Origin of the sequence: Microbacterium sp. IEGM 1404 (assembly GCF_030056775.1) — a bacterium.
GTDB lineage: Bacteria > Actinomycetota > Actinomycetes > Actinomycetales > Microbacteriaceae > Microbacterium.
Map to the genome: position 1 here is coordinate 748,238 of NZ_JASHKP010000001.1, position 26,202 is coordinate 774,439.

A 26,202-nucleotide genomic window follows, 5' to 3' on the forward strand; every position below is an offset into this window, starting at 1 on the left:
GCCTAGCCGGCCCCCGCGTGCGCGCGGGCCACACGAGGAGAACACACCGCATGGTCAACAGCACCGTCGAGAAGCTCAGCCCGACCCGGGTCAAGCTCCACATCACGGTCTCGCCCGAAGAGCTCAAGCCCGCGATCGCCCACGCCTACGAGCACATCGCGCAGGACGTTCAGATCCCCGGCTTCCGCAAGGGCAAGGTGCCCGCGCCGATCATCGACCAGCGCATCGGCCGTGGCGCCGTCATCGAGCACGCGGTCAACGAGGGTCTCGACGGGTTCTACCGCCAGGCCGTCGAGGACCAGGAGCTCCGCGTCATCGGTCGCCCGAGCGCCGAGATCGTCGAACTGCCCGAGCTCAAGGACTACTCGGGCGACCTGGTCGTCGACGTCGAGGTCGACGTGCGCCCCGAGTTCGAGCTCCCCGCCTACGACACCATCACGGTCACCGTCGACGCCGTCGAGACCGACGATGCCGCCGTGGATGCCGAGCTCGACCGCCTGCGCGCCCGCTTCGGCACGCTCGTGACCGTCGACCGTCCGGCCGCGAAGGGCGACTTCGTCGAGCTCGATCTCGTCGCCACGATCGACGGCAACGAGATCGACCGCGCCGAGGGCGTGTCGTACGAGGTCGGCTCCGGCGAGCTGCTCGAGGGCATCGACGAGGCCATCGACTCGCTCACCGCCGACGAGCAGACCACGTTCCGCTCGAAGCTGGTCGGCGGCGAGCACGCCGGCGAGGAGGCCGAGGTCTCCGTGACCATCACGGCCGTCAAGGAGCGCGAGCTGCCCGAGGCCGACGACGACTTCGCCCAGATGGCATCCGAGTTCGACACGCTCGAAGAGCTGCGCGCTTCGCTCGCGGGCCGCGTGTCCGAGCAGTCGGTGTTCACGCAGGGTGCCGCGGCGCGCGACAAGTTCGTCGAGGCCCTCATCGAGGCCGTCGAGATCCCCGTGCCGCCGCAGCTCATCGAGGACGAGGTCCACACGCACCTCGAGGGCGAGAACCGCCTCGAGGACGACGTGCACCGCGCCGAGGTCACCGAGGCCAGCGAGAAGCAGTTCCGCACCCAGATGATCCTCGACAAGATCGCCGAGGACGCCAACGTCCAGGTCTCGCAGGACGAGCTCACGCAGTACCTCATCCAGTCGGCCGCGCAGTACGGCATGGCTCCGCAGGACTTCGTCAACGCGCTGCAGCAGGGCAACCAGCTGCCCGCCATGGTCGGCGAGGTCGCCCGTAACAAGGCGCTCGCGATCGCGCTCGGCAAGGTCACCGTCGTCGACAGCAACGGAAAGCCCGTCGACCTGACCGGCTTCGTCGCCGTCGAGGGCGAGGAGCCCACGGACGCCGAGGACGAGGTCGTCGAAGAGGCGCAGGAGATCGCCGACGCCGCCGCGGACGCGGACGCCGTCGTCGAGGCCGAAGAGGCCGCCGCCGAGGAGGCCCCCAAGAAGGCCCCCGCCAAGAAGCGCGCTCCCGCGAAGAAGAAGGCCGCCGACAGCGAGTAAGACTCGTCCGGTTCGTCGACAGGGGGTGGATGCCACGGCATCCGCCCCCTGTTCTCGTTCCGGCTTGACAACCGAGTGTCCAAGACACGCCGATGCGGCGAGCGTCGAACGGCGTGTCTTGGACATCGAACGGGGGTGCGGCCGAGGCGCACGCCGCACCGCACGACACGAGAGGGAGCACCCGTGAGCGACTGGCAGGAACGCGTCGACGCGGTCTGGGACGACACGTCGTTGACCGAGCAGCAGGTGATCGAGCGCATCGACGCCCTCGCGGCCGAACGGCCCGAGGACGACCCGGTCGCCCTCTTCGAGCGCGCGGGCGCGCGGGACTCCGCCGGGCTCGAGGCTGACGCCGAGGTGCTCTACCGTCGGGCGCTGGCCGGCGGGCTCGACGACGAGCGCCGCACGCAGGCGACGATCCAGCTCGCCAGCACGATCCGCAACCTCGGCAAGATCGACGAGGCACGCGAGCTGTTGCGCGCCGAGTACGAGCGCGAGCCCCGCGGCCCGCTGCACGATGCCGCGGCGGCGTTCTACGCGCTCGCGCTGGTGTCGTCGGGGGAGTCCGAGCGGGCGGCATCCATCGCCCTTCAGGCCCTCGCCCCGCACCTGCCGCGCTACACGCGTTCAGTGACCGGATACGCCCGCGAAATCCCGGACGGACACGCCTGATCCGCCCGCGGCGAACACGGCGACCCGCCCCGAACCGCGCCGGTAGATTCGTTGCAGATCACCGGAAGAGGAGCACACATGCCCGAACCCCTTATGGCAACGAGCGTCTTCGACAGGCTGCTCAAGGACCGCATCATCTGGCTCGGTTCGGAGGTGCGTGACGAGAACGCCAACGAGATCTGCGCCAAGATCCTGCTGCTCGCGGCAGAGGACTCGCAGAAGGACATCTACCTCTACATCAACTCGCCCGGCGGCTCGATCACGGCCGGCATGGCGATCTACGACACCATGCAGTTCGTCCCGAACGACATCGTGACCGTCGGCATCGGCATGGCCGCCTCGATGGGCCAGCTCCTGCTGACCAGCGGCACCAAGGGCAAGCGCTACATCACGCCCAACGCACGCGTGCTGCTGCACCAGCCGCACGGCGGCTTCGGCGGTACCGCGAGCGACATCCAGACGCAGGCCCAGCTCATCCTCGACATGAAGAAGCGTCTCGCCGAGATCACGGCCGCCCAGACCGGCAAGACCGTGGAGCAGATCAACGCCGACGGCGACCGCGACCGCTGGTTCAGCGCCGCCGAGGCGCTCGAGTACGGCTTCGTCGACCACATGCGCGAGCACGCAAGCGACGTCGCCGGCGGCGGCGGGACCGCGGCCTGAGGCCGAGGGCGAGAGGAAAGGACACCGCAATGCACACTCCCACCTTCGGCGGCGGCGCCGCACACATGCCGAGCAGCCGCTACATCCTGCCCCAGTTCGAGGAGCGGACGGCCTACGGCTACAAGCGCCAGGACCCGTACAACAAGCTCTTCGAGGATCGCGTCATCTTCCTGGGCGTCCAGGTCGACGACGCCTCGGCCGACGACGTCATGGCCCAGCTGCTCGTGCTCGAGTCGCAGGACCCCGACCGCGACATCATCATGTACATCAACTCGCCCGGTGGTTCCTTCACGGCCATGACGGCGATCTACGACACGATGCAGTACATCTCGCCCCAGATCCAGACGGTCGTGCTCGGCCAGGCGGCGTCCGCGGCATCCGTTCTGCTCGCGGCCGGTGCCCCCGGCAAGCGCCTCGCCCTCCCGAACGCCCGCATCCTGATCCACCAGCCCGCCGTCGGCGAGTCCGGTCACGGTCAGGCGTCGGACATCGAGATCCAGGCGGCCGAGATCATGCGCATGCGCACGTGGCTCGAGGAGACGATGGCCCGTCACACGGGTCAGGACGTCGCGAAGGTCAACAAGGACATCGACCGCGACAAGATCCTCTCCGCTCAGGAGGCGCTCGAGTACGGCATCGTCGACCAGGTGCTGACGAGCCGCAAGCGCGTCCCGGCGGCCCTGACCGCCTGACCCGCTCCACCCGATGCCCCGCCGGATCCGTCCGGCGGGGCATCGTCGTGTCCGGCGGGTGCTTCGCGCGTGAGTCGCCAAGATTCGTCGCCTCCCGCGTGGTGAAGACGACAGATCTTGGCGACTCACGAGAAGAGGGGTGGGGGAGACGGATGCCGGGACCCCGAAGGGCGGCCCATATGTCCGCCCGTGGCGATCACGGCGACGGCGCTCGCGCAAATACCCTCGAATGTCCCGGGCACCGGTTAGGCTCAAAGTCACTCCGGCGTGGGGCCGGGAATGAGGAGGCACGGGCATGGCACGCATCGGAGAGAGCGCCGATCTGTTCAAATGCTCCTTCTGCGGCAAGAGCCAGAAGCAGGTGCAGCAGCTGATCGCCGGTCCGGGCGTGTACATCTGCGACGAGTGCGTCGAGCTGTGCAACGAGATCATCGAAGAGCGCATGGCCGAGTCCTCGACGGGCGAGGTCGCCGACTTCGACCTTCCGAAGCCCCGTGAGATCTTCGGCTTCCTCGAGGAGTACGTCGTCGGGCAGGAGCCCGCGAAGCGCGCCCTCGCCGTCGCCGTCTACAACCACTACAAGCGCGTGCGTGCGCTCGGCACCCTGCAGCCCGCCGAGCAGCGCGCCGAAGAGATCGACATCGCCAAGAGCAACATCCTGCTCCTGGGGCCGACCGGGTGCGGCAAGACCTATCTCGCGCAGACGCTCGCGAAGCGTCTCAACGTGCCCTTCGCGGTGGCGGATGCCACGGCCCTCACCGAGGCCGGCTACGTCGGTGAAGACGTCGAGAACATCCTCCTCAAGCTGCTCCAGGCCGCCGACTTCGACGTGAAGCGCGCCGAGACCGGCATCATCTACATCGACGAGGTTGACAAGATCGCCCGCAAGGCCGAGAACCCCTCGATCACGCGCGACGTCTCGGGTGAGGGCGTGCAGCAGGCACTGCTGAAGATCCTCGAGGGCACGGTCGCCTCGGTTCCGCCGCAGGGCGGCCGCAAGCACCCGCACCAGGAGTTCATCCAGATCGACACGACGAACGTCCTGTTCATCGTGGCCGGCGCCTTCGCCGGGCTGGAAGAGATCATCTCCTCTCGCGTCGGCAAGCACGGCGTCGGCTTCGGCGCGCCCCTCCACCGCAAGGAGGACGCGCCCGACCTCTTCAGCGAGGTGCTGCCGGAAGACCTGCACAAGTTCGGTCTGATCCCCGAATTCATCGGGCGTCTCCCCGTCGTGGCATCCGTCTCGCCCCTCGATCAGGACGCGCTGATGGAGATCCTCACGGCCCCGCGCAACGCGCTCGTCAAGCAGTACCAGCGCATGTTCGAGCTCGACGGCGTGCAGCTGGAGTTCGAGGAAGACGCGCTGCGCGCGATCGCCGACCTCGCCGTGGCGCGCAAGACCGGTGCGCGAGGGCTCCGTGCGATCCTCGAAGACGTGCTCGGTCCGGTGATGTTCGACATCCCATCGGCGGAAGACGTGGCGAAGGTCGTCATCACGCGCGCGTCGGTCGAAGACCGCGCCCCCGCGACCCTGGTGCTGGCGCAGAAGCGCAAGAGCGCCTGACACACGACGCCCACGGTCCCGGTCGCGCTCGCGACCGGGACCGTCGTTGTTCAGACCGTGAGACCCCGGCGCTCGAGCAGCGGCTGGATCTCGGCATCCCGTCCGCGGAAATCGCGGTAGGCCTCGAGCGGGTCGCCCGAACCGCCGACGCCCAGCAGACGGTGGCGGAACCGGTCACCGTTCTCGCGCGTGAGGCCGCCGTTCTCGCGGAACCACTCCACGGTGTCGGCGTCGAGGACCTCGCTCCAGATGTACGAGTAGTACCCGGCGCTGTATCCGCCCGAGAACACGTGCGCGAAGTACGTCGAGGCGTAGCGGGTGGGGACGACCGGGTTGTCGAGGCCGATGTCGGCGAGGGCGCGCACTTCGAACTCCGCGACGTCGATGTCGGCAGCGGCCTCGTCGAGGGAGAGGCCGTGCCACGCCTGGTCGATCCAGGATGCGGCGAGGTACTCGCTCGTGGCGAAGCCCTGGTTGAACGCCTCCGAGGCGTGGAGACGCTCGACGACGTCGGCGGGGAGCGGCTCGCCGGTCTCGTGATGCCGCGCGTAGTGCGCGAGGATCTCGGGCCAGAAGATCCACATCTCGTTCACCTGGCTCGGGAACTCCACGAAGTCGCGGTGCACCGCGGTGCCCGCGAAGTGCGGGTACGTCACCGTGGCGAACAGGCCGTGCAGCGCGTGACCGAACTCGTGGAACAGGGTCGTGACCTCGTCGAGCGTCAGCAGCGTCGGCGTGCCGGGCGCGGGCTTGTTGACGTTCAGGTTGTTGACGACCACCGGCGCGGTGCCGCGCAGGCGCGACTGCGTGACGATGGAGTTCATCCACGCGCCGCCGCGCTTGGAGTCGCGCGTGTAGAGGTCGAGCAGGAACAGTCCGAGCTCGCTGCCGTCGGCGTTGTGCACCTCGAACACGCGCACGTCGGGGTGGTAGCCCTGCAGGTCGTGTCGCTCGGAGATGCGGAGGCCGTACAGCTGCTCGGCGGCGGAGAACACGCCGTCGCGCAGCACGCGTTCGGCCTCGAACCAGGGGCGCAGTGCGGCGCGGTCGAGGTCGTACTGCTCGGCGCGGACCTTCTCGGTGTAGAACGCCCAGTCGTGCGCCTCGATCCGGATGCCGTCGCCGTCCGCGATGCGCTGGAGCGCGGCCTGCTCGGCCCGGGCGTTGGCGGCCGCGGGCACCGCGAGGCGACGCAGCAGATCGTGGACCGCTTCGGGAGACCCGGCGGTCTGGTCGGCGAGCACCGCGGCGGCGTGCGAGGAGTAGCCGAGGAGGGCGGCCCGTTCGGCGCGCAGCCGCACGATCTCGCGCAGGGTGGCGCGGTTGTCGTGGACGTTCCCTCGGGTGCCGCGCGCGCGGGAAGCCTCGAGCAGTCGGCGACGGCTCTCGCGGTTCGTGAGCGAGGCGAGGTACGGGTGCCCCGTGTACAGCGTGAGGGTCACGACGTAGCGCCCGTCGAGTCCGCGCTCGGTGGCGGCCTGCGCCGCGGCGGAGAGCTCGCCGTCGCTCAGTCCGTCCAGCTCGGCCGCGTGGTCGAACACGACCGCGAGCTCGTTGGTGTCGGCGAGGAGGTTCTTCTCGAACGTCGTCGTCAGCGTGGAGAGACGCTGGTTGAGGTCGGTGAGCTTCTGCTTCTGCGCGTCGTCGAGGCCGGCTCCGGCCAGCGACATCTCGCGATACCGGCGCTCGACGAGGTACCGGCTCTCGGCGTCCAGGTCGAGGCTGTCGAGAGCGTCGTGCACGGCCGTGACGCGCGCGTACAGCGCCGCGTCGAGCTGGATCGCGTCGCCGTGGGCCGACATGAGCGGGGCGAGCTCCTCCTCGACGGCCTGCACCTCCGCGGTGCCGTCGGGGGAGGAGACGGTGTAGAACGTCCGCGCGACGCGGTCGAGCAGCGCGCCGCTGCGCTCCAGCGCGACGAGGGTGTTCTCGAACGTCGGGGCTTCGGTCTGCGCGGTGATCGCGTCGACCTCGGCGCGCTGCGCGGCGAACGCCTCGTGGAACGCGGGGAGGTAGTGCTCGACCCGGATGCTGCCGTACGGCGGCAGATCGTAGGGGAGGGGCGTCGGAGCGAGGAGGGGATTGGTCACGGCATCCGTCATCGCTCCAGCGTAGTCACCGCGGGTGGGGATGTTTCCAAAGAAGTGTTTGCAAGAAGGGCGTTGCAAAGGTATCTTTGCATGCATGAGCTCCGATTCCCGTCCCGAGGGGCGCGTCCTCGACGCCGGTGCGCTGCGAGCGTTGGCGCACCCGCTCCGCGTCCGGCTCTACGACCTGCTGAGCCAGTACGGACCGCAGACGGCCAGCGGGCTCGCGACACTGACGGGGGAGTCCACCGGCGCGACCAGCTACCACCTGCGGGCTCTTGCCAAACAGGACCTGATCCGCGAGGTCGCGGGGCGGGGAACCGCGCGAGAGCGGTGGTGGGAACGCCCGAAGGGCGCGGTGACGCTGATCAACCCCGAGATGGCCGCCACCGCGAGCGGACGCGCGGTGATGGAAGCCGTGCACTCCGAGACGCTCACGCTTCGTCAGCAGCAGCTCATGTCGTTCGTCACGCACGGATGGGAGGAAGACGAGGAGTGGCTCGACAAGAGCCTGATCTCGACCGCGAGCGCCCGGCTCACCGTCGCGCAGATGGCGGAGCTCGCCGATCGGCTGCAGTCCGTCATCGCCGAAACCGTCGACCGCTACCGGGATCAGACCGGCGACGGCCTCCGCGTGGTCACCATGCGTGCCGACGTCTTCCCGCTCCCCACCGAAGGAGGCATCCGATGAGCGCCCTCACCGCACCCCTCTCGACACCGACCGCGCCCGAGCGGCTTCTGCTGGCGCTGTCGCGCATCCTCGCCGACCACGCACACGCCCGGATGCGCGCTCGCGCGGCACGCATCGACGTCACCGTCCAGCGCGAGACCGCCCTCGCCGCCGGAGCGCGCCCCGAGTTCTCGGCAGAGGCCTACCTCCGCGTGCGGTGAACGGAGCGGAAGGGCCGGGGTGCATGGCATCCCGGCCCTTCGTCCGCACTCAGGCGAACTCGTCCTCGTCGTCGTAGCGCACGACCACCTCGCCGGATGCGTCCTGCGCGACGATCACGCCGGTGTCGAGCTCGGCGACCGGGCGCCCCTCGAGGAAGGTGAGCGTCCACCGCGGGGCCGGAGCACTGAGCCCGTCCGGGTTCAGCGCCGCCTCGACGGCCGCGATCTGGGCGTGCAGCACCGCGGGCACGGCAGCCGGGGGCTGCTCGCGGGCGGTCCAACGGGTTCCGAGTTGCATCAGTCCTCCTGGGGTGCGAACACGATGTCGGTGACGGCGGTGGTGTCGGCCTCGACGAAGGTGATCGTCTCGATCCGGCCGACGGCGCGCAGATCGCCCTCGGCGAGGCGCAGCGCCTCGACGTTCGGACTGTGGATCGTGAGCGAGAGCACCGGCGTCTTCTGGGAGGCCTTGGCCTCGGTCTTGGCGCGCCGAATGCCGATGAGCGCCTCGCCGACGGCGGTCAGCACGACCGGGTCGCCCTGGATGCCGAGCGGCTGAGGCCAGGCCGCGGTGTGGACCGAGCCCTCCTCGAACCACGACCAGACCTCCTCGGCGGCGAACGACAGCACCGGGGCGAACAGGCGGGTCAGGGTCGACAGTGCGGTGCGCAGGGCGAGCGCCGCCGATGCCTGGCCGGCGTCGGCGCGGTCGTACGCGCGCTCCTTGACGAGCTCGAGGTAGTCGTCGCAGAACGTCCAGAAGAACGACTCGGTGATCTCCAGCGCGCGGGCGTGGTCGTACGCCTCCAGCGCCGTGGTCGCGTCGGCGACGACCTTGTCGAGGGTCGTCAGCATCGAGGCATCCAGCGCATGCGTCACCTCGGCACCCTCGGGCACCGGGAACGACAGGACGAACTTCGCCGCGTTCAGCAGCTTGATCGCGAGACGTCGACCGATCTTGATCTGCGTCGGGTTCTGCGGGTCGAAGGCCGCATCGGTGCCGAGACGGCTCGACGCCGCCCAGTAGCGCACCGCGTCGGATCCGTGCTGCTGGAGGATGTCGGCGGGGGTGACGACGTTGCCCTTGGACTTCGACATCTTCTTGCGGTCGGGGTCGACGATGAAGCCCGAGATGGCGGCATCCGACCACGGCGCGCGGTCGTCCTCGAGGGCGCTTCGGAGCATCGTCGAGAACAGCCACGTGCGGATGATGTCCTGACCCTGCGGGCGCAGGTCGAACGGCGCGACGAGGTTCCAGAGCTCGTCGTCGCGCTGCCAGCCGCCGGCGAGCTGCGGCGTGAGCGACGACGTCGCCCACGTGTCGAGGATGTCCTGCTCGGCCTCGAACCCGCCGGGGACGCCGCGCTGGTCCTCGGTGTAGCCCGGGGGCACGTCGGTCGTCGGGTCGATCGGGAGCGTCGCGAGGTCGGGCGTGAGCACGCGGCCGTAGTCGCGGTCCCCGTCCTCGTCGAGGCCGTACCAGACCGGGATCGGCACGCCGAAGAAGCGCTGGCGCGACACGAGCCAGTCGCCGGTGAGCCCGTTGGTCCAGTTCTCGAAGCGCACGCGCATGAAGTCCGGATGCCACGACATCTCGCGCCCGAGCGAGATGAGGCGTTCGCGCAGCTCGGCATCACGCGCGCCGTTGCGGATGTACCACTGGCGCGTCGACACGATCTCGAGCGGGCGGTCGCCCTTCTCGAAGAACTTCACCGGGTGCGTGAACGGCTTCGGCGCGCCCTCCATCTCGCCGGACTCCTGCAGCAGCTCGACGATGCGCTTCTTGGCGCTGAACACGGTCTTGCCCGCGAGTTCCGCGTACGCCGCCTGCGCGGCATCCGTCACGATCACGTCGGGCGCGTCGGCGACGATGCGGCCGTCCTTGCCAATGATCGTGCGGTTGGGGAGGTCGAGCTCGCGCCACCAGATGATGTCGGTGACGTCGCCGAAGGTGCAGATCATCGCGATGCCCGAACCCTTGTCCTGCTGCGCGAGCGGGTGCGGGAGCACCGGCACCTCGACGTCGAACAGGGGAGTGCGCACGGTCGTCCCGAACAGCGGCTGGTAGCGCTCGTCGTCGGGGTTGGCCACGAGCGCGACGCACGCGGCGAGCAGCTCGGGACGCGTCGTCTCGATGAACACGTCGCCCGAGCCGTCGGTCTTGTGGAATCCGAGACGGTGGTAGGCGGCGGGCTGGTCACGGTCCTCGAGCTCGGCCTGCGCGATCGCGGAGCGGAAGTCGACGTCCCAGAGCGTCGGGGCGAGCGCCTGGTACGCCTCGCCGCGCTCGACGTTGCGGAGGAACGCGAGCTGGCTCGTGCGGATGGAGTCGTCGGAGATCGTGCGGTACGTCTGGCCCCAGTCGACGCTGAGTCCGAGGTCGCGCCAGAGAGCTTCGAAAGCCTTCTCGTCCTCCACGGTGAGCTCTTCGCACAACTCGATGAAGTTGCGGCGGCTGATGGGCACCTGGTCGGCGGCCTTGCTGCTCTTGTTGTCGCCGCCCGAGAACGGGGGAGTGAAATCAGGGTCGTACGGCAGCGACGGGTCGCAGCGCACGCCGTAGTAGTTCTGCACGCGACGCTCGGTCGGCAGGCCGTTGTCGTCCCAGCCGATCGGGTAGAACACCGTCTTGCCGCGCATGCGCTCGAAGCGCACCTTCACATCGGTGTGGGTGTAGCTGAAGACGTGACCGATGTGCAGGCTTCCGGATGCCGTCGGCGGAGGCGTGTCGACCGAGAAGACTCCCGCGCGGCCCAGCTCGGCCGCGCGGACGCGGTCGAAGACGTACGTGCCGCGGTCGGTCCACGCGGCATCCCACTTCTGCTCGAGGCCCTCCAGGGCGGGCTTGTCCGGAATCAGCGACATGGGTACTCCTCGAGCGATATAGGCGGCACCGTGTGATCGTGCCTGAGTGTGGGATGTCTCTCGAGTCTATCGGGCGGCGGCGAGACGCCGGGGTGCGGCGGAGGGCGCCCGGGGTCAGTCCTGCACGTCGATGCCCAGTGCCCGCGCGAAGTCGGCGGCGGCCAGCTCCACTTGCCGGTGGGTGAGCGTGACGCCGCGCAGGGAGTCGGGACGCCCGAACGAGAGCGCTTCGAGGCCGCGGAGGTCGGTGTGCTCGGCGCGCAGACCGTCGGAGTCGACCTCATCGGCCCGGGAGCCGTCGAATCGCACGCGCGAGAGCGTCGCGAGCGGCAGGTCGAGCGTTCCGATCACGCAGTCGGCGACGAGGACGTCGCGCACTCTCGCGCCGCGCAGCGAGAGGTAGTCGATCCGGAGTCCGCGCAGTTCCACGCTGTCGAGCTCGGCGCCGGACAGGTCGAGGGTTCCGATGCGGCCGCCGATCACCGCGACGTTCCGCCAGCGCCCGTCGCGGGCGAGCAGCTCGGTCGCGCGCAGCGTGGCGATCTCGACGTCGGCGAGCGACGCACCGGTCAGGTCGAGGGAGTCGACGGACGCCTCGGCGATCACGCTCTCCGCGAGCGCCGAGTGCGCGGCATCCACGTGACCCGCGAGTGAGACGACGCGCGTGCCCAGCAGGTCCGCCCGCGGTCCGAGTCCGTCGACGCTCTCGAGCACCCGGGGCAGGTCGGGCGCGGAGAGGCGGGGCGGCAGCGGACCGCGGGCGCGGACCACTCAGGCCTCGAGCGGTTCGGGGCGACGGCGCGACGCCGCCCACGCGGCGACGAGCGTGACGGCCGAGAGGATCGCGAGCACGACACCAGGATGCCACCACGCGAACGCCGTCTGCGTGCCGAGCGCCGTGGTCGCCAGCGGGACGAAGCCCGAGATGGTCGCGGCGATCGCGTACGTGAGCGACAGCGCCGAGTACCGGAAGTGGTCCGGGAACAGATCGCTCATGAGGCCGCCGAGCGCCGCCCACGACATCGTCGGGAGGATGCCGCCGACGATCATCGTCGCGACCAGGATCGGGAACGTCGCGAACTGCAGCAGGAAGTACATCGGGAACGTGATCAGCAGGGTGCCGAGCGCGCCCCACGCGACGACCCTCGCGGAACCGATGCGGTTCGCCCACGCGCCGAACAGCGGGATCGTGACCAGCTGCAGCAGTGCGCCGATCGTGGTCGCCACCAGGAGGTCCTGGAAGCTGAAGCCGAGCTGCGCGACACCGTAGTTGATCGTGTAGGTGTTCATCAGCGAGTACGACCCGATGCCCAGCAGCGCGGCGCCGATCGCGATCACCACGGCGACGGGCCGCGCGCGGAACATCGCCAGGACGGGGAGGCGCTCACGCCGACCCGAGGCGACGACGTCTTCGAACACGGGCGTCTCGTCGATGGACCACCGCAGGTACAGCGAGACCAGCAGCAGGGGCAGCGCGAGCAGGAACGGGATCCGCCAGCCCCACTCGGCGAGCTGGTCGGCGGGGAGCGCGACGGTCATGACGATGAACACGGCGGCGGAGAGGATCGACCCGACCGGGGATCCGAGCTGCGGGATCGCGGCGCAGAACGCGCGCTTCACCGGGCTCGAGTGCTCGGTCGCCAGGAGGATGGAGCCGCCCCACTCGCCACCGAGCGACAGGCCCTGCGCGATGCGCAGCACCAGGAGCAGCACGACGCCGAGCCATCCGGCCTGCGCGTACGTGGGGAGGGCGCCGATCAGCCCCGTGGCGACTCCCATGATCGCGACGGTCCACAGCAGCGTCGTCCGTCGACCGAGCCGGTCGCCCATGTGACCGAAGATGATCGCGCCGATCGGGCGCACGACGAACGCGAGCGCGATCGTCGAGAACGACGCGAGCGTCGCGCCGACCTGGCCGAGGGGGGCGAAGAACAGCGGCCCGACGAAGAACGCGGCGAAGTAGGCGTAGACGTAGAAGTCGAACGATTCGAGGGAGGTGCCGATCATCGACGCCCACGCGACACGGCGCGCGGGTGCGGAAGAGGTCGGACGGGCAGCGGGAGGAGCAGAAGTCACGGGAGTCGATCTTGGCACGAGTCCAGAAACCTCCCGACGCCCCGGGGCATTCCCCGACCCGCCCGCGGTGGCGCGGGGGACCGCGTAGAATGGAGGCACCAGCACCGATCCGGCCATCACCGGGGAGCTCTCGGAAGAACAGGGTCACGGCCCCCAGTAGAACCGAGCGGGTCAGGCCCGTCACAGCCGCAGTGAGAGCGGCGCCCACTCCGGTGGACGCAATGCGGGGTGGTACCGCGGTCCGAACGGATCGTCCCCGCAGGTGGATCGCAACCTGCGGAGAGACATGACCTACCCACGCCCCTCATCCTTCGGCCCGGCCGCCGACGCCGCGGCATCCGTCGTCCCGAGCCCCCGGTTCCCGGACATCGAGCGCGACACGCTGTCGTTCTGGGACGCCGACGACACCTTCCGCGCGTCGATCGCGAACCGCGACGGCGCCGAGGAGTGGGTGTTCTACGACGGCCCGCCGTTCGCCAACGGCCTGCCGCACTACGGGCACCTGCTCACCGGCTACGCCAAGGACGTCTTCCCGCGCTTCCAGACGATGCGCGGCAAGAAGGTCGACCGCGTCTTCGGCTGGGACACGCACGGCCTCCCCGCCGAGCTCGAGGCCATGAAGCAGCTCGGGATCACCGAGAAGGACGAGATCGAGCGCATGGGCGTCGCCGTCTTCAACGGCAAGGCCCGCGAGTCGGTGCTCGAATACACCCGCGACTGGCAGGACTACGTCACCCGCCAGGCGCGCTGGGTCGACTTCGAGCGCGGCTACAAGACGCTCGACACGTCGTACATGGAGAGCGTCCTGTGGGCGTTCAAGACCCTGCACGACAAGGGTCTCGCCTACGAGGGCTACCGCGTGCTGCCGTACTGCTGGCGCGACGAGACGCCGCTCTCCAGCCACGAGCTGCGCATGGACGACGACGTCTACAAGATGCGCCAGGACCCGTCGGTCACCGTCACGTTCCCGCTGGTCGGGGCGAAGGCCGAGGCGCTCGGCCTCACCGGCGTGCGGGCGCTCGCGTGGACGACGACGCCGTGGACCCTGCCGACGAACCTCGCCCTGGCCGTGGGTCCCGGCATCCGTTACGCCGTCGTCCCGGGCGGACCGAACGGTGCCGCCGACGTGCACCGCGCGCCCGACGGCACGCCCGACGAGGCGATCGAGGCCACGGCGCACCGCTACCTGCTGGCCGAAGACCTGCTGCCGGGCTACGCGAAGGACCTCGGGTACGACTCGGCGGATGCCGCCCGCGCGGCGGTGCAGACGACGATCACCGGCGCCGAGCTCGCCGGCGTGTCGTACGACCGCCTCTTCGACTACTACGCCGACGCCGAGACGTGGGGCACGCAGGACGCGTGGAAGATCCTCGTCGACGACTACGTCACCGTCAGCGACGGCACCGGCATCGTCCACCAGGCCCCGGCCTACGGCGAGGACGACAAGCGCCTCGCGGATGCCGCGGGCCTTCCCACGATCATCTCGCTCGACGACGGCGGACGCTTCCTGTCGGCCGTCACCGACGTCGCGGGGGAGCTGTGGTTCGAGGCGAACCGGCCGCTCATCCGCCTGCTGACGCAGGGCGGTCGCCTCTTGCGCGAGGCGTCCTACGAGCACTCGTACCCGCACTGCTGGCGCTGCCGGAACCCCCTGATCTACAAGGCCGTGTCGAGCTGGTTCGTGCGCGTGACCGAGGTCAAGGACCGTCTGTTGGAGAACAACCAGCAGATCACCTGGGTGCCCGAGAACGTCAAGGAGGGGCAGTTCGGCAAGTGGCTCGAGGGCGCGCGCGACTGGTCGATCAGCCGCAACCGCTACTGGGGTTCGCCGATCCCGGTGTGGAAGAGCGACGACCCGAACTACCCGCGCGTCGACGTGTACGGCTCGCTCGCGGACATGGAGGCGGACTTCGGCCGCCTGCCGCGCAACGCGGAGGGTGAGGTCGACCTCCACCGTCCGTACATCGACGACCTCACGCGCCCCAACCCCGACGACCCGACGGGGCGCTCGACCATGCGTCGCATCGAGGACGTCCTGGACGTCTGGTTCGACTCCGGCTCGATGCCGTTCGCGCAGGTGCACTACCCGTTCGAGAACCACGAGTGGTTCGACGAGCACTCGCCGGCCGACTTCATCGTCGAGTACATCGGGCAGACTCGCGGCTGGTTCTACGTCATGCACGTGCTGTCCACGGCGCTCTTCGACCGTCCCGCCTTCACGGGGGTGTCCTGCCACGGCATCGTCCTCGGCAACGACGGCCAGAAGATGTCGAAGTCGCTGCGCAACTACCCCGACGTGCGCGAGGTCTTCGATCGCGACGGTTCGGATGCCATGCGCTGGTTCCTCATGTCCAGCTCGGTGCTCCGCGGCGGCAACCTCGTCGTGACCGAGGAAGGCATCCGCTCGGGCGTGCGCGAGTTCCTGCTGCCGCTGTGGAACGCGTGGTACTTCTTCGCCACCTACGCCAACGCCTCGGGCTCCGACGGCTACGAGGCGCAGTGGCGCACGGACTCCACCGACGTGCTGGACCGCTACATCCTCGCCCTCACCGGTGACCTCGTCCGCGACGTCGCCGCCGACCTCGAGGGCCTGGACTCCACGACCGCGGCCGAGCGCCTGCGCGACTTCGCCGAGGTGCTGACCAACTGGTACATCCGCCGGTCGCGCGACCGGTTCTGGGTGGGCGTCACCGACGACCCGTCCAGCCGCGAGGCCTTCGACACGCTGTACACGGTGCTCGAGACGCTGACCCGTGTTGCGGCCCCGCTCCTGCCCCTCGTCACCGAGCGCGTGTGGCAGGGCCTCACCGGTGGCCGCAGCGTCCACCTGGAGGACTGGTCGGACGCGTCGGCGTTCCCGGCGGCAGCGGACATCCGGACCGCCATGGACACCGTCCGCGACGTCTCCAGCGTCGCGAACGCCCTGCGCAAGCGCGAGGGCAAGCGCGTGCGCCTGCCCCTGCCGCGTCTGACGGTGGTGACCCCGGATGCCGCGGGCCTCGCGCAGTTCGACGACATTCTCCGCGACGAGCTCAACGTCAAGGCGGTCGAGCAGGTCGCCCTGCAGGAGGGCACCGCCGCCGAGTACGGGATCACCCACCGTCTGTCGGTGAACGCCCGCGCCGCGGGTCCGCGCCTGGGCAAGCAGGTGCAGCAGGCCATCAAGGCCGCGCGCGAGGGCGACTGGAGCGAGGTCGACGGTCGCGTGGTCGCCGGCGGCATCCCGCTCGAGCCGAGCGAGTACGACCTCGTCGTCGAAACAGCGGGTCGTCCCGACGGCGAAGCCCTCGCGGTGCTCTCGTCGGGCGGCTTCGTGCTGCTGGACACCACCACGACGCCCGAGCTCGAAGCCGAGGGCCTGGCGCGCGACATGATCCGTGCGATCCAGGACACCCGCAAGGCCGCCGGCTTCGACGTGAGCGACCGCGTCGCGCTGACCCTGACGTTCGACGATGCCGCGGACGCCGCGGCCGTGGCCCAGGCGTTCGACCTCGCCGGCGTGGCATCCGAGACCCTCGCCGAAGGCGTCGTGCTCGCCAGCCGCACCGAACGTCTGATCGAGCGCGGGGAGTCCCGCACGCCGGAGTTCGAGAACGTCATCGCGGCCAAGACCTACGCGAACGTCGGCCCCGTCACCGTCGCCGTCGCCCGGATCGGAGCATCCTCATGAGCGACCGTTCCCGCGCCGACGGCGTCTACGCCGCCCTCCTCGAGCGGCAGGGCGAGCAGTGGGTGCAGCCCCGGGTCGAGCGCACGCGGCGCGTGCTGGAGCTGCTCGACGACCCGCAGCGCACCTACCGCGTCATCCACGTCACCGGCACCAACGGCAAGACCTCGACCAGCCGCATCATCGAGAGCCTGCTGCGGTCGCTCGGGCTGCGTACGGGCCTGTTCACCAGTCCGCATCTCGAACGTTTCACGGAGCGCATCCTCATCGACGGAGAGCCCGTGGCGGATGCCGCCGTCGCCGACGCGTGGGACGAGATCCAGCCGTTCGTGCAGATGGTGGATGCCGAGCTCGAGGCGGCCGGCGACGCGCCCCTGACGTTCTTCGAGCTGCTGACGGTGCTCGCCTTCGTCGCGTGCGCCGACGCGCCCATCGACGTCCTCGTGCTCGAGGTCGGCATGGGCGGCGAGTGGGACTCGACGAACACCGCCGATGGCGACGTCGCGGTCTTCACCCCCATCGACATCGACCACACCGACCGCCTGGGGAACACGATCGCGGATATCGCGACCGTGAAGGCCGGGATCATCAAGCAGGGCGCGGCGGTCGTCTCGGCTGCCCAGCCCGAGGAGGCGCGCCGGGCGATCCTCGCTCGCGCCGAGAGGATGGATGCCACCGTCGCGTTCGCCGGCGAGGGGTTCTCGCTCGAGGTGCAGACCCTCGCGGTCGGCGGGCAGCTGCTCACGGTGCGCGGGATCGCGGGGAGCTACCCCGAGCTGTATCTCCCGCTCTACGGTGCGCACCAGGGGGCGAACGCCGCTCTGGCCATCGCCGCCGTGGAATCGCTCATCGGCGGGGGAGACCAGCCGCTGAACGCCGAGGTGGTCGCGGACGGCCTCGGCGCCACGACCTCGCCCGGCCGTCTGCAGCTCCTCGGCACCGCGCCGACCGTGCTGGTCGACGCCGCGCACAACCCGCACGGGGCCCGCGCCCTCGTCGCCGCCCTCGACGAGGCGTTCGACATCGACGAGTGGGGAGCGGTGGTCGGCATCCTGGCGGGGAAGGATACCGTCGGCATCGTCTCGACGCTGACCCCGGCCGTCGCGCGCGTCTTCGCGACCGCGCCCGACAGCGAGCGCGCAGGCGACCCCGACCTCATCGCGGACGTGGCCGAGGCGGCCGACGTCCCCGTCACCGTCCACCCGACGCTCGAGGATGCGGCCGACGCGGCCCGCGCGTGGGCCGCCGAGTCCGACCGCCGCGCCGTGATCATCGCCGGATCGGTGGTTCTCGCGGGCGAGGCGATCCGTCTCGCCGACCTCGAGGACTGGAAGGCCGGGTGGCAGGGATGAGCGCCCGGGAGCGGCGCCCGCGCCGCACCCGCGGAGCCCTCGAGTCGCTCGGGGCGGTCGTCCTGGGCTTCGAGTCGATCGTCGTGTTCCTCGGCGGACTCGTGGTCTACGGCCTCAAGGCTCTGCCCTGGGGAATCGAGCCGTGGTGGGGCATCGTCGGCGGCGCCGTCATGGCCGTCGCCATGGTCGCGACCTCGGGTCTGCTCCGCCACCGCTGGGCCGTCGTCGTCGGGTGGGCCCTCCAGGTGATCCTCGCCCTCGGTGGCATCCTGGTCCCGGCTCTCGCCGTCGTCGCCCTCATTTTCGGTGGCATGTGGGCGTATGCGACGATCAAGGGAGCAGCTCTCGATCGCGCCAATGCGCGGAGGGCCGCCGACCCCGACCTCTCGAACGGAGAATGACCCATGGCCACCGAAGAGACCCTCGTCCTGGTCAAGCCCGATGGGGTCGCGCGCGGCCTGACCGGCGCGATCCTCGCCCGCATCGAGGCGAAGGGCTACGCCCTCGTCGACATCCGCCTCGTCGAACCCGACCGCGAGACCCTCGCGCAGCACTACGCCGAGCACGAGGGCAAGCCGTTCTACGAGCCGCTGCTCGAGTTCATGCTCTCCGGCCCGTCCGTGGCGATCCGCCTCGCCGGGAACCGTGTCATCGAGGGCTTCCGCTCCCTCGCGGGCACCACCGACCCCACGACCGCGGCCCCGGGCACGATCCGCGGCGACTTCGGTCGCGACTGGGGCCTGAAGGTCCAGCAGAACCTCGTCCACGGCAGCGACAGCCCCGAGTCCGCCGCGCGCGAGCTCGCGATCTGGTTCGACTGATCCCGGATGCCACGACGGCCGCCGTCCCCCGTGGGGCGGCGGCCGTTCTGTTCGTCGGCGGCGACTGTTCGGCACCGGCTCCGCGATCCGCACCGGCTCAGTGGCATCCGCGCGACACGGACTTCCGTCCGCGGATCGCCGACGTCAGAGCTGGCCGAGGACGTCCAGGCGAAGCTGCGCGAGGACGGCGACGATCACGTAGCCGCCGAGCGCCATGAGCGGCACCCAGGCCATCAGCGAGGCCGCGGCATCCCGCGTCTTCCGGCCGACCGGGAGGATCCCCTCCCGCAGAACGTGCAGGGTGACGGCGAAGAACGTGGGGATCACCACCGACCACGTGACCATGCACCACGGGCACAGGGTGCCGAGCACGAAGATGCTCTGCGAGATCAGCCAGATCACGAACGCCAGCGCCCCGACGATGCCGAGCCAGAAGACGATCCAGAACCAACGGGCGAACCGGGCGCCCGCGAGGATCGCGACGCCGACGACGATCGGTGCGATCCACGCCGCGAGCCCGATGATCGGGTTGGGGAAACCGAAGACGCTGCCCTGCCACGACTTCAGGTTCGCGGTGCACTGGACGAGCACGCTGAAGTCGCAGGATGCCGCTTGCCCGCCGTCCATGAGCTGACGGAACCGCTCCATCGTGAGCGAGAACGCCGCCCACCATCCGACGACTCCCGCGATGATCAACCACACCGCGAGGACTGTGGGCCGGCGCGGCGCGACGCTTTCACTCATGCTCGCGATTCTTCCACCGTCCGGCGGTGCGGCTGCTGTGGGATGCCTCGTCGTCGAGATGCCGGCGCCCCGCGCCCACCTGGCGAGAAACGCGATCGGCGTGCAGAAACGGCGTCTCCCGCCGTTTCCCGCCGCGGATCGCGTTTCTCACGGAGGATGACCCCACGCGCCTGTGAGCGAATCCGGCCGACCGTGCGATAATGGAGCTTCGATGAGCCGCGGCCGCGCCGCAGGCGAATCACCAGAAGACTTCGGGCGATGACCGCCCTTCGCAGCACGAGCCGCAGGCCTGCTGCAGACCGAGTGAGTTCGCGGCCCCGCCGGGTGCGGCGCCGCACGAGATTTCGCCGGGCGACGCGCGGTGTCGCCCGCCAGGGAGTACGCCCGATATGGCTGACGCAACAGAAGATCAGACCCCCACGACCGACGCCCCCGAGTCGGTGGAGGAAGAGAACCCCACGGCCGACGCGCCGACGGTCGACGCCGATCCCGACGACGAGGTCGCGGCGGACGACGCCGAGGCCGCCGCCGCGACCGACGCCGGTGAGCCCGCCGTCCTCGAGATCGACGCGGTGGATGCCGCGGACGCCGCCGCCGTGACGGCGACTGACGCCGTGGAGCCCGAGGTCGACGCGGCCCCGGTTGAGGCCGAGGCAGCCGCGGAGGGTGGGACCGAGGCAGCCGCGGAGGCGCCCGCCGAGGCCGAGCCCGAGCCTGCGGCAGCGGCCGAGCCTGAGCCCGAGCCGCAACCCGAGCCTGCGGCAGCGCCCGAAGCCCCCGCCGAACCGGAGAAGCCCGCTCTCCCCACCGCGGTCTCGCTCGGTCTGCTTCCCGAGGTGTTCGTGTCGGCCGTGTCGACGCAGCTGCATTTCTACGCGCCCGAGCTCCCGCCGCTCCCCGCGCGCGACGAGGCCGACGACCAGGACGACGACGATGCGCCCGTGGAGCGGACGTCCGCGAACGCCCGGCGCCGCAACCGTCGCCGCGGGGGAGCGGCCACGGGTTCCGGCGCGGACGAGCAGGCCGAAGCCCCCGCCGCTCCCGTCCGTCAGCGCGCGGTCGAGCTCATCACGGAGCCGCAGCGCATCAAGGGCTCGACGCGTCTCGAGGCCAAGAAGCAGCGCCGCCGTGACGGCCGCGAGGCCGGGCGCCGCCGCCCCGTCGTGACCGAAGCCGAGTTCCTCGCCCGCCGCGAGGCCGTGGACCGCGTCATGGTCGTGCGGTCGAAGTCCGGCCGCATCCAGATCGGTGTGCTCGAAGACAACGTGCTCGTCGAGCACTACGTCGCCCGCAACCAGGACGCCTCGCTCATCGGCAACGTCTACCTCGGTCGCGTGCAGAACGTGCTGCCGAGCATGGAAGCCGCGTTCGTCGACATCGGCCGCGGCCGCAACGCCGTGCTGTACTCCGGCGAGGTCGACTGGGACGGCGTCGAGACCGGCAACCAGCCCCGCCGCATCGAGCTGGCGCTGAAGTCCGGCGACCGCGTGCTCGTGCAGGTCACGAAGGACCCGGTGGGCCACAAGGGTGCACGCCTGACGAGCCAGATCTCGCTCCCCGGCCGCTACCTCGTGTACGTGCCGAACGGGTCGATGAACGGCATCTCCCGCAAGCTCCCCGACACCGAGCGCGCGCGCCTGAAGAAGATCCTCAAGGAGGTGCTGCCCGAGTCGTCGGGCGTCATCGTCCGCACCGCCGCGGAGGGCGCGACCGAGGATCAGCTCACGCGCGACGTCCAGCGCCTCACCGCGCAGTGGGAGCACATCAGCACCCAGGTCTCGTCGATCCAGGCGCCGGCGCTCCTGCACTCCGAGCCCGACCTCCTCGTCAAGATCGTGCGCGACGTCTTCAACGAGGACTTCACGCGCATGCTCATCCAGGGCGACGAAGCGCTCACGACCATCTCGAACTACCTCGCGGGCGTCGCCCCCGACCTGCTCGAGCGCGTCGAGAAGTACGAGGGCGACCAGGATCCGTTCGACGCGTTCCGCATCACCGAGCAGATCGAGAAGGCCCTCGACCGCAAGGTCTGGCTGCCCTCGGGCGGATCGCTCGTGATCGACCGCACCGAGGCGATGACCGTCGTCGACGTCAACACCGGCAAGTTCGTCGGGTCGGGCGGAAACCTCGAGGAGACGGTCACCAAGAACAACCTCGAAGCGGCGGAGGAGATCGTCCGCCAGCTGCGCCTGCGCGACATCGGCGGCATCATCGTCGTCGACTTCATCGACATGGTGCTCGAGTCCAACCGCGACCTCGTGCTGCGTCGACTGATCGAGTGCCTGAGCCGCGACCGGACGAAGCACCAGGTCGCCGAGGTCACCTCCCTCGGCCTGGTGCAGATGACCCGCAAGAAGCTGGGCCTGGGCCTGCTCGAGACGTTCAGCGAGGCGTGCGAGGTCTGCGCCGGGCGCGGTGTCGTCGTGCACCACGACCCCGTGGTCAAGCACCGTTCCGCGCCGTCGACGAACGGCAACGGGAACGGCAACGGCAACCGCCGGAGCGGCGGCCGCGGCGGCAACGGCTCCGCGAGCGGCAACGGTGCGAACGGCGGCAACGGCAACGGTGCGCAGACGGCCCCGACGGGCGGCACGCACGTGATCACCGAGGGCGTGAAGTCCGCTCTGGCGCAGATCGCGGCATCCACGATCCACCCGACGGTCGATGACCCGGCCGTCGTCGAGGCGGCGGTCGTCGCCTCGGTGGAGGCGGTCCTGGATGCCAAGGTCGAGGCGCCCGTGCGCGAGAAGCGCCCGCGCAAGAAGCGCGAACCGCGGGCCCCGCGCACCGAGAAGGACGCGCTGCTCGAGTCGGTGCTCGAGGCGCTGCCCGAGCCCAAGGCTCCCGGTCAGGGCCGTTCGCGCCGCCGCGTGACGACCGCCGCCCTGACGGGGACTCCGGTCAACGCCCAGCCCACCGACCAGGCGTAGGCCGCTTCCTGCCCGCGTCTCCGCGCGCGCGAGGGGTCGAGATCTGTCGCCTGACCGAGGTCAGAGGCGACAGATCTTGACCCCTCACGCATGCGCCTCAGCGGGCGCGACGCTCGCGAGCGGTGATGCGCAGGCCGGACGCGCGGAGGCGGCGCACCAGCTCGCGACCTCCGACGTGTTCGGCACCGGCCGCGACGAGGTCGGCGTGGCGCTCGTCGGGGACGTCGTAGTGGTCGAGGTCGAAGGCCCGGCGGGGGATACCGGCCGCCGCGGCGAAGGCGTGGAGCTCGTCGAGGTTCGCGTCGCTCACCAGATGCGCCCAGAGCCTGCCGTGCGCCGGCCACTGCGGGTCGTCGATGAGAATCGCCACCCCGCGATCCTACGGCCGACACGCGGTGCCGATGCTTTTGCCGGATGCCGCCCGGTGAGCTAAACTCGTCCTTTGGTGCGTCGTGTCCGCGCGATTGACGCGAGACCCCGCAGGCTCAGGCCGGCCGGATCGCACCGAGACTCAGGGCGTCAAGCCCTCCCGACGTCATCAGACAACCGGAGCCGTGCGCTCCCGAACGAAACAGGTGTGAAGTGGTTTACGCAGTTGTGCGCGCCGGCGGCCGGCAGGAAAAGGTCGAGGTCGGCACGATCGTCGTGCTCGACCGCCAGGCGGCGAAGGTCGGCGAGAGCATCCAGCTGCCCGCCGTCCTGTTCGTCGACGGCGAGACGGTCACGACCGACGCCGACAAGCTCGCGAAGGTCTCGGTCACGGCCGAGGTCCTCGGTGAGGAGCGCGGTCCGAAGATCGTGATCCAGAAGTTCAAGAACAAGACCGGCTACAAGAAGCGCCAGGGCCACCGCCAGGACCTCACGCGCGTCAAGATCACCGGCATCAAGTAAGAGCCAGGAGACGCAGAGATGGCACACAAAAAGGGCGCAAGCTCCACCCGCAACGGTCGTGACTCCAACGCACAGCGCCTCGGCGTGAAGCGCTTCGGCGGCCAGGCCGTCCTCGCCGGCGAGATCATCGTCCGTCAGCGCGGCACGCACTTCCACCCCGGCGCCAACGTCGGTCGCGGTGGCGACGACACGCTGTTCGCCCTCGCCGCCGGCTCCGTCGAGTTCGGCCAGAAGGGCGGCCGCAAGGTCGTCAACATCGTCGCCGCCGCGGAGTAATCCCGCAGCGCACGGCGTTCCCGAGGGGGTGGGCACTGGCCCGCCCCCTCGTCGTTTTTCTCCGCACCGGCAGCGCCGGACCCGTCCCGGCCGCACCGGCCCCCTTCCGGAAGGATCTCTCATGGTCACCTTCGTCGACCGCGTCACCCTGCACCTGCGTGCGGGCAAGGGCGGCAACGGCTGCGTGTCGGTGCGCCGCGAGAAGTTCAAGCCGCTGGCCGGTCCCGACGGCGGCAACGGCGGCAGCGGCGGCGACGTCGTGCTCGTCGCCGACCCGCAGGTCACGACGCTGCTGTCGTATCACCACTCGCCGCACCGGTCCGCCGGGAACGGCGGGTTCGGCATGGGCGACCACCGCTCCGGCGCCCTGGGCGAGGACCAGGAACTCCCGGTTCCCCTCGGCACCGTCGTGAAGGACGCCGACGGCAACGTGCTCGTGGACATGCTGACACCGGGAATGCGTTTCGTCGCGGCGCCCGGCGGTCTCGGAGGTCTGGGCAACGCGGCGCTGGCCTCGCCCAAGCGCAAGGCCCCGGGCTTCGCGCTGCTGGGGACCCCCGGCTGGGAGGGCGACGTCGTCCTCGAGCTCAAGACCGTCGCCGATGTGGCCCTGGTGGGCTTCCCCTCCGCCGGGAAGTCGAGCCTCATCGCCGCGGTGTCCGCCGCGCGCCCGAAGATCGCGGACTACCCCTTCACCACCCTCCACCCGAACCTCGGCGTCGTGCAGGCGGGCGATGCGCGCTACACCATCGCCGACGTCCCGGGCCTCATCGAGGGCGCGAGCGAGGGCAAGGGCCTGGGGTTGGAGTTCCTCCGTCACGTCGAGCGCTGCACCGCGCTCGTCCACGTGCTGGACTGCGCCACCCTCGACCCGGGCCGCGACCCGCTGAGCGATCTCGACGTCATCCTCGGCGAACTCGCCGCCTATCCGGTCCCCGAGGGTCAGCTTCCGCTGCTCGAGCGCCCGCAGATCGTCGTGCTGAACAAGATCGACGTGCCCGAGGCGCACGAATTGGCCGACTTCGTCCGCCCCGACCTCGAGGCGCGCGGTTTCCGCGTGTTCGAGATCTCCACGGTGAGCCGCGCCGGGCTGCGCGAGCTCACGTTCGCCCTCGGCGAGATCGTCGAGGAGCACCGCCTCGCCACGATCGCCGAGGCTCCCGCCGAGCGCGTCGTCATCCGCCCCAAGGGGTCCGAGAAGGACTTCGAGATCAAGGTCGAGGGCGGAACCTACGGACCGGTGTACCGGATCCTCGGCGACAAGCCGGTCAAGTGGGTGCAGCAGACCGACTTCCAGAACGAAGAGGCCGTCGGCTACCTCGCCGACCGCCTGGCGCGTCTGGGAGTCGAGGACGGGCTCTTCCGCGCCGGAGCCGTCGCGGATGCGACCGTCGTCATCGGCCCCGGGAACGGCATCGTCTTCGACTGGGAGCCGACGCTCAGCTCCACGGCGGAGCTGATGACGGCGCCGCGCGGTACCGACCCGCGTCTTCTGCAGAGCAACCGCCGCACCTCGTCGGAGCGCCGCGAGCAGTATCACGAGCGGATGGATGCCAAGGCCGACGCCCGCGCCGAGCTCGAGGCCGAGCGCCGCGCAGCGCGTGCCGCGGGGATCTCGCCCGACGGCGACTCGTCCGCTCTGACCTTCGAGGACGAGGAGCGATGACCGCTCGCTCGCGCGCCGATCTCCCTTCGGCGTCCCGTGTCGTGGTGAAGGTCGGGTCGTCGTCGATCAGCGGCGACGGCGCGTTCCGCATCGACCTGATCGTCGATGCCCTCGCGCGCGCCCGCGAGGGCGGCATCGAGGTCGTCCTGGTGTCGAGCGGGGCGATCGCCACGGCGTTGCCGCTGCTCGACCTCCAGGGGCGTCCGAACGACCTCGCGACGCAGCAGGCGGCGGCGGCCGTCGGCCAGAACGTGCTGATGTGGCGCTACCAGACCTCGCTCGACCGGTTCGGACTGCTCGCAGGGCAGGTGCTGCTCACCGCCGGGGACCTCGAGAACGCGACGCACCGGTCGAACGCGCGCCGGGCGATGGAGCGGCTGCTGGGGCTCGGCATCCTGCCCATCGTCAACGAGAACGACACCGTCGCGACCCACGAGATCCGCTTCGGCGACAACGACCGGCTCGCAGCCCTCGTCGCGCAGCTCATCGGTGCCGACGCCCTCGTGCTGCTGAGCGACATCGAGTGCCTGTACACGGCGCCGCCGAGCGAACCGGGAGCGCGCCCGATCACCGATGTGGAGTGGGGCGACGACCTCTCGGAGTACACCTTCGGCTCCGTCACCGTGAACGGCGTCGGCACCGGGGGAGCGGCGACCAAGGCCTCCGCCGCGAAGCTCGCCTCCGCTGCCGGCGTGGGTGTGCTGGTCACGAGCGCCGACCTCGTCGCCGAGGCCCTCTCGGGCGCCTCGGTCGGCACGTGGTTCGCCCCGCATCCCGACCCCGTCACCCTCGCCACCGGCCCCGTGGGCGCGGTGCCCGCGGCGATAGACTGACGCG

Annotated in this window: 23 protein-coding genes; 16 read left to right on the forward strand and 7 right to left on the reverse strand. The window is 70.3% G+C overall.

Annotated features, from left to right (window positions below):
- Positions 1–50: 50 nt before the first annotated feature.
- From tig to clpX, 5 genes are all read left to right on the forward strand, one after another.
- Positions 51–1,508 carry a trigger factor gene (tig, locus tag QM517_RS03820; protein ID WP_283285324.1) on the forward strand — a complete coding sequence of 486 codons (1,458 nt, stop codon included), beginning with the start codon at positions 51–53 and terminating at the stop codon, positions 1,506–1,508.
- 183 nt (positions 1,509–1,691) lie between these two features.
- Positions 1,692–2,180: a tetratricopeptide repeat protein gene (locus QM517_RS03825; protein ID WP_283285326.1), complete on the forward strand. Its 489-nt coding sequence runs from the start codon at positions 1,692–1,694 to the stop codon at positions 2,178–2,180.
- Between the two features lie 78 nt (positions 2,181–2,258).
- Complete coding sequence (locus QM517_RS03830; RefSeq protein WP_077051570.1) at positions 2,259–2,843, forward strand: ATP-dependent Clp protease proteolytic subunit; 585 nt, start codon at positions 2,259–2,261, stop codon at positions 2,841–2,843.
- Between the two features lie 29 nt (positions 2,844–2,872).
- Positions 2,873–3,535 carry an ATP-dependent Clp protease proteolytic subunit gene (locus QM517_RS03835; protein ID WP_278101758.1) on the forward strand — a complete coding sequence of 221 codons (663 nt, stop codon included), beginning with the start codon at positions 2,873–2,875 and terminating at the stop codon, positions 3,533–3,535.
- 295 nt (positions 3,536–3,830) lie between these two features.
- Entirely contained in the window at positions 3,831–5,099 is a 1,269-nt protein-coding gene (gene clpX, locus QM517_RS03840; protein WP_077051568.1) for an ATP-dependent Clp protease ATP-binding subunit ClpX, read from the forward strand.
- A 50-nt stretch (positions 5,100–5,149) separates the two neighbouring features.
- Here the strand turns inward: clpX and QM517_RS03845 are convergent, their stop codons facing one another.
- Entirely contained in the window at positions 5,150–7,201 is a 2,052-nt protein-coding gene (locus QM517_RS03845) for a M3 family metallopeptidase (protein ID WP_283285330.1), read from the reverse strand.
- An 82-nt stretch (positions 7,202–7,283) separates the two neighbouring features.
- Here QM517_RS03845 and QM517_RS03850 point away from each other — a divergent pair, with 82 nt between their 5' ends.
- Positions 7,284–7,877 (forward strand): winged helix-turn-helix domain-containing protein, encoded by a 594-nt coding sequence (locus QM517_RS03850; RefSeq protein ID WP_283285333.1) that lies wholly within the window; start codon positions 7,284–7,286, stop codon positions 7,875–7,877.
- Positions 7,874–8,077: a hypothetical protein gene (locus QM517_RS03855; RefSeq protein ID WP_283285335.1), complete on the forward strand. Its 204-nt coding sequence runs from the start codon at positions 7,874–7,876 to the stop codon at positions 8,075–8,077. Before QM517_RS03850 ends, QM517_RS03855 begins: the two co-directional genes overlap by 4 nt.
- A gap of 49 nt (positions 8,078–8,126) precedes the next feature.
- On the opposite strand, the gene QM517_RS03860 is transcribed toward QM517_RS03855, so the two are convergent.
- The 4 genes from QM517_RS03860 to QM517_RS03875 all read right to left on the reverse strand — a co-directional run bounded on the left by QM517_RS03860 (position 8,127) and on the right by QM517_RS03875 (position 12,949).
- Positions 8,127–8,375: a hypothetical protein gene (locus QM517_RS03860; RefSeq protein ID WP_022878819.1), complete on the reverse strand. Its 249-nt coding sequence runs from the start codon at positions 8,373–8,375 to the stop codon at positions 8,127–8,129.
- The gene (gene valS, locus QM517_RS03865) at positions 8,375–10,942 is read right to left on the reverse strand and encodes a valine--tRNA ligase (protein ID WP_283285338.1); all 2,568 of its coding nucleotides are present in this window, start codon (positions 10,940–10,942) and stop codon (positions 8,375–8,377) included. Before valS ends, QM517_RS03860 begins: the two co-directional genes overlap by 1 nt.
- 114 nt (positions 10,943–11,056) lie before the next feature.
- On the reverse strand, positions 11,057–11,713 hold the full coding sequence (locus tag QM517_RS03870) for a hypothetical protein (protein ID WP_283285340.1): 657 nt from the start codon (positions 11,711–11,713) through the stop codon (positions 11,057–11,059).
- A complete protein-coding gene (locus QM517_RS03875; protein ID WP_283285342.1) occupies positions 11,714–12,949 on the reverse strand; it encodes an MFS transporter in 1,236 nt (411 codons plus the stop codon).
- A gap of 355 nt (positions 12,950–13,304) precedes the next feature.
- Here QM517_RS03875 and ileS point away from each other — a divergent pair, with 355 nt between their 5' ends.
- From ileS to ndk, 4 genes are read left to right on the forward strand one after another with little or no spacing between them, the layout of a single operon-like run.
- Positions 13,305–16,688 carry an isoleucine--tRNA ligase gene (ileS, locus tag QM517_RS03880; RefSeq protein WP_283285344.1) on the forward strand — a complete coding sequence of 1,128 codons (3,384 nt, stop codon included), beginning with the start codon at positions 13,305–13,307 and terminating at the stop codon, positions 16,686–16,688.
- Entirely contained in the window at positions 16,685–18,037 is a 1,353-nt protein-coding gene (locus QM517_RS03885; RefSeq protein WP_283285346.1) for a bifunctional folylpolyglutamate synthase/dihydrofolate synthase, read from the forward strand. Before ileS ends, QM517_RS03885 begins: the two co-directional genes overlap by 4 nt.
- On the forward strand, positions 18,034–18,438 hold the full coding sequence (locus QM517_RS03890) for a DUF4233 domain-containing protein (RefSeq protein WP_077051560.1): 405 nt from the start codon (positions 18,034–18,036) through the stop codon (positions 18,436–18,438). The genes QM517_RS03885 and QM517_RS03890 overlap by 4 nt, the downstream gene beginning before the upstream one ends.
- Before the next feature lie 3 nt (positions 18,439–18,441).
- Complete coding sequence (ndk, locus tag QM517_RS03895) at positions 18,442–18,858, forward strand: nucleoside-diphosphate kinase (protein ID WP_077051559.1); 417 nt, start codon at positions 18,442–18,444, stop codon at positions 18,856–18,858.
- A 144-nt stretch (positions 18,859–19,002) separates the two neighbouring features.
- Here ndk and QM517_RS03900 read toward each other — a convergent pair whose 3' ends face one another.
- Positions 19,003–19,602, reverse strand: coding sequence for a vitamin K epoxide reductase family protein (locus QM517_RS03900; protein WP_077051558.1), 600 nt, complete (start codon positions 19,600–19,602; stop codon positions 19,003–19,005).
- 389 nt (positions 19,603–19,991) lie between these two features.
- Between QM517_RS03900 and QM517_RS03905 the strand changes: the two genes are divergently transcribed.
- Positions 19,992–22,532 (forward strand): Rne/Rng family ribonuclease, encoded by a 2,541-nt coding sequence (locus QM517_RS03905; RefSeq protein ID WP_283285352.1) that lies wholly within the window; start codon positions 19,992–19,994, stop codon positions 22,530–22,532.
- A gap of 97 nt (positions 22,533–22,629) precedes the next feature.
- On the opposite strand, the gene QM517_RS03910 is transcribed toward QM517_RS03905, so the two are convergent.
- A complete protein-coding gene (locus tag QM517_RS03910) occupies positions 22,630–22,902 on the reverse strand; it encodes a DUF4031 domain-containing protein (RefSeq protein WP_278101746.1) in 273 nt (90 codons plus the stop codon).
- A gap of 212 nt (positions 22,903–23,114) precedes the next feature.
- Here QM517_RS03910 and rplU point away from each other — a divergent pair, with 212 nt between their 5' ends.
- The 4 genes from rplU (at position 23,115) to proB (ending at position 26,198) form a co-directional block, all read left to right on the forward strand.
- Complete coding sequence (gene rplU / locus QM517_RS03915) at positions 23,115–23,423, forward strand: 50S ribosomal protein L21 (RefSeq protein ID WP_022878253.1); 309 nt, start codon at positions 23,115–23,117, stop codon at positions 23,421–23,423.
- An 18-nt stretch (positions 23,424–23,441) separates the two neighbouring features.
- On the forward strand, positions 23,442–23,699 hold the full coding sequence (gene rpmA, locus QM517_RS03920) for a 50S ribosomal protein L27 (protein ID WP_077051555.1): 258 nt from the start codon (positions 23,442–23,444) through the stop codon (positions 23,697–23,699).
- Between the two features lie 121 nt (positions 23,700–23,820).
- Positions 23,821–25,365: a GTPase ObgE gene (gene obgE, locus QM517_RS03925; RefSeq protein WP_283285353.1), complete on the forward strand. Its 1,545-nt coding sequence runs from the start codon at positions 23,821–23,823 to the stop codon at positions 25,363–25,365.
- Entirely contained in the window at positions 25,362–26,198 is an 837-nt protein-coding gene (gene proB, locus QM517_RS03930; RefSeq protein WP_283285354.1) for a glutamate 5-kinase, read from the forward strand. Before obgE ends, proB begins: the two co-directional genes overlap by 4 nt.
- Positions 26,199–26,202 lie beyond the last annotated feature (4 nt).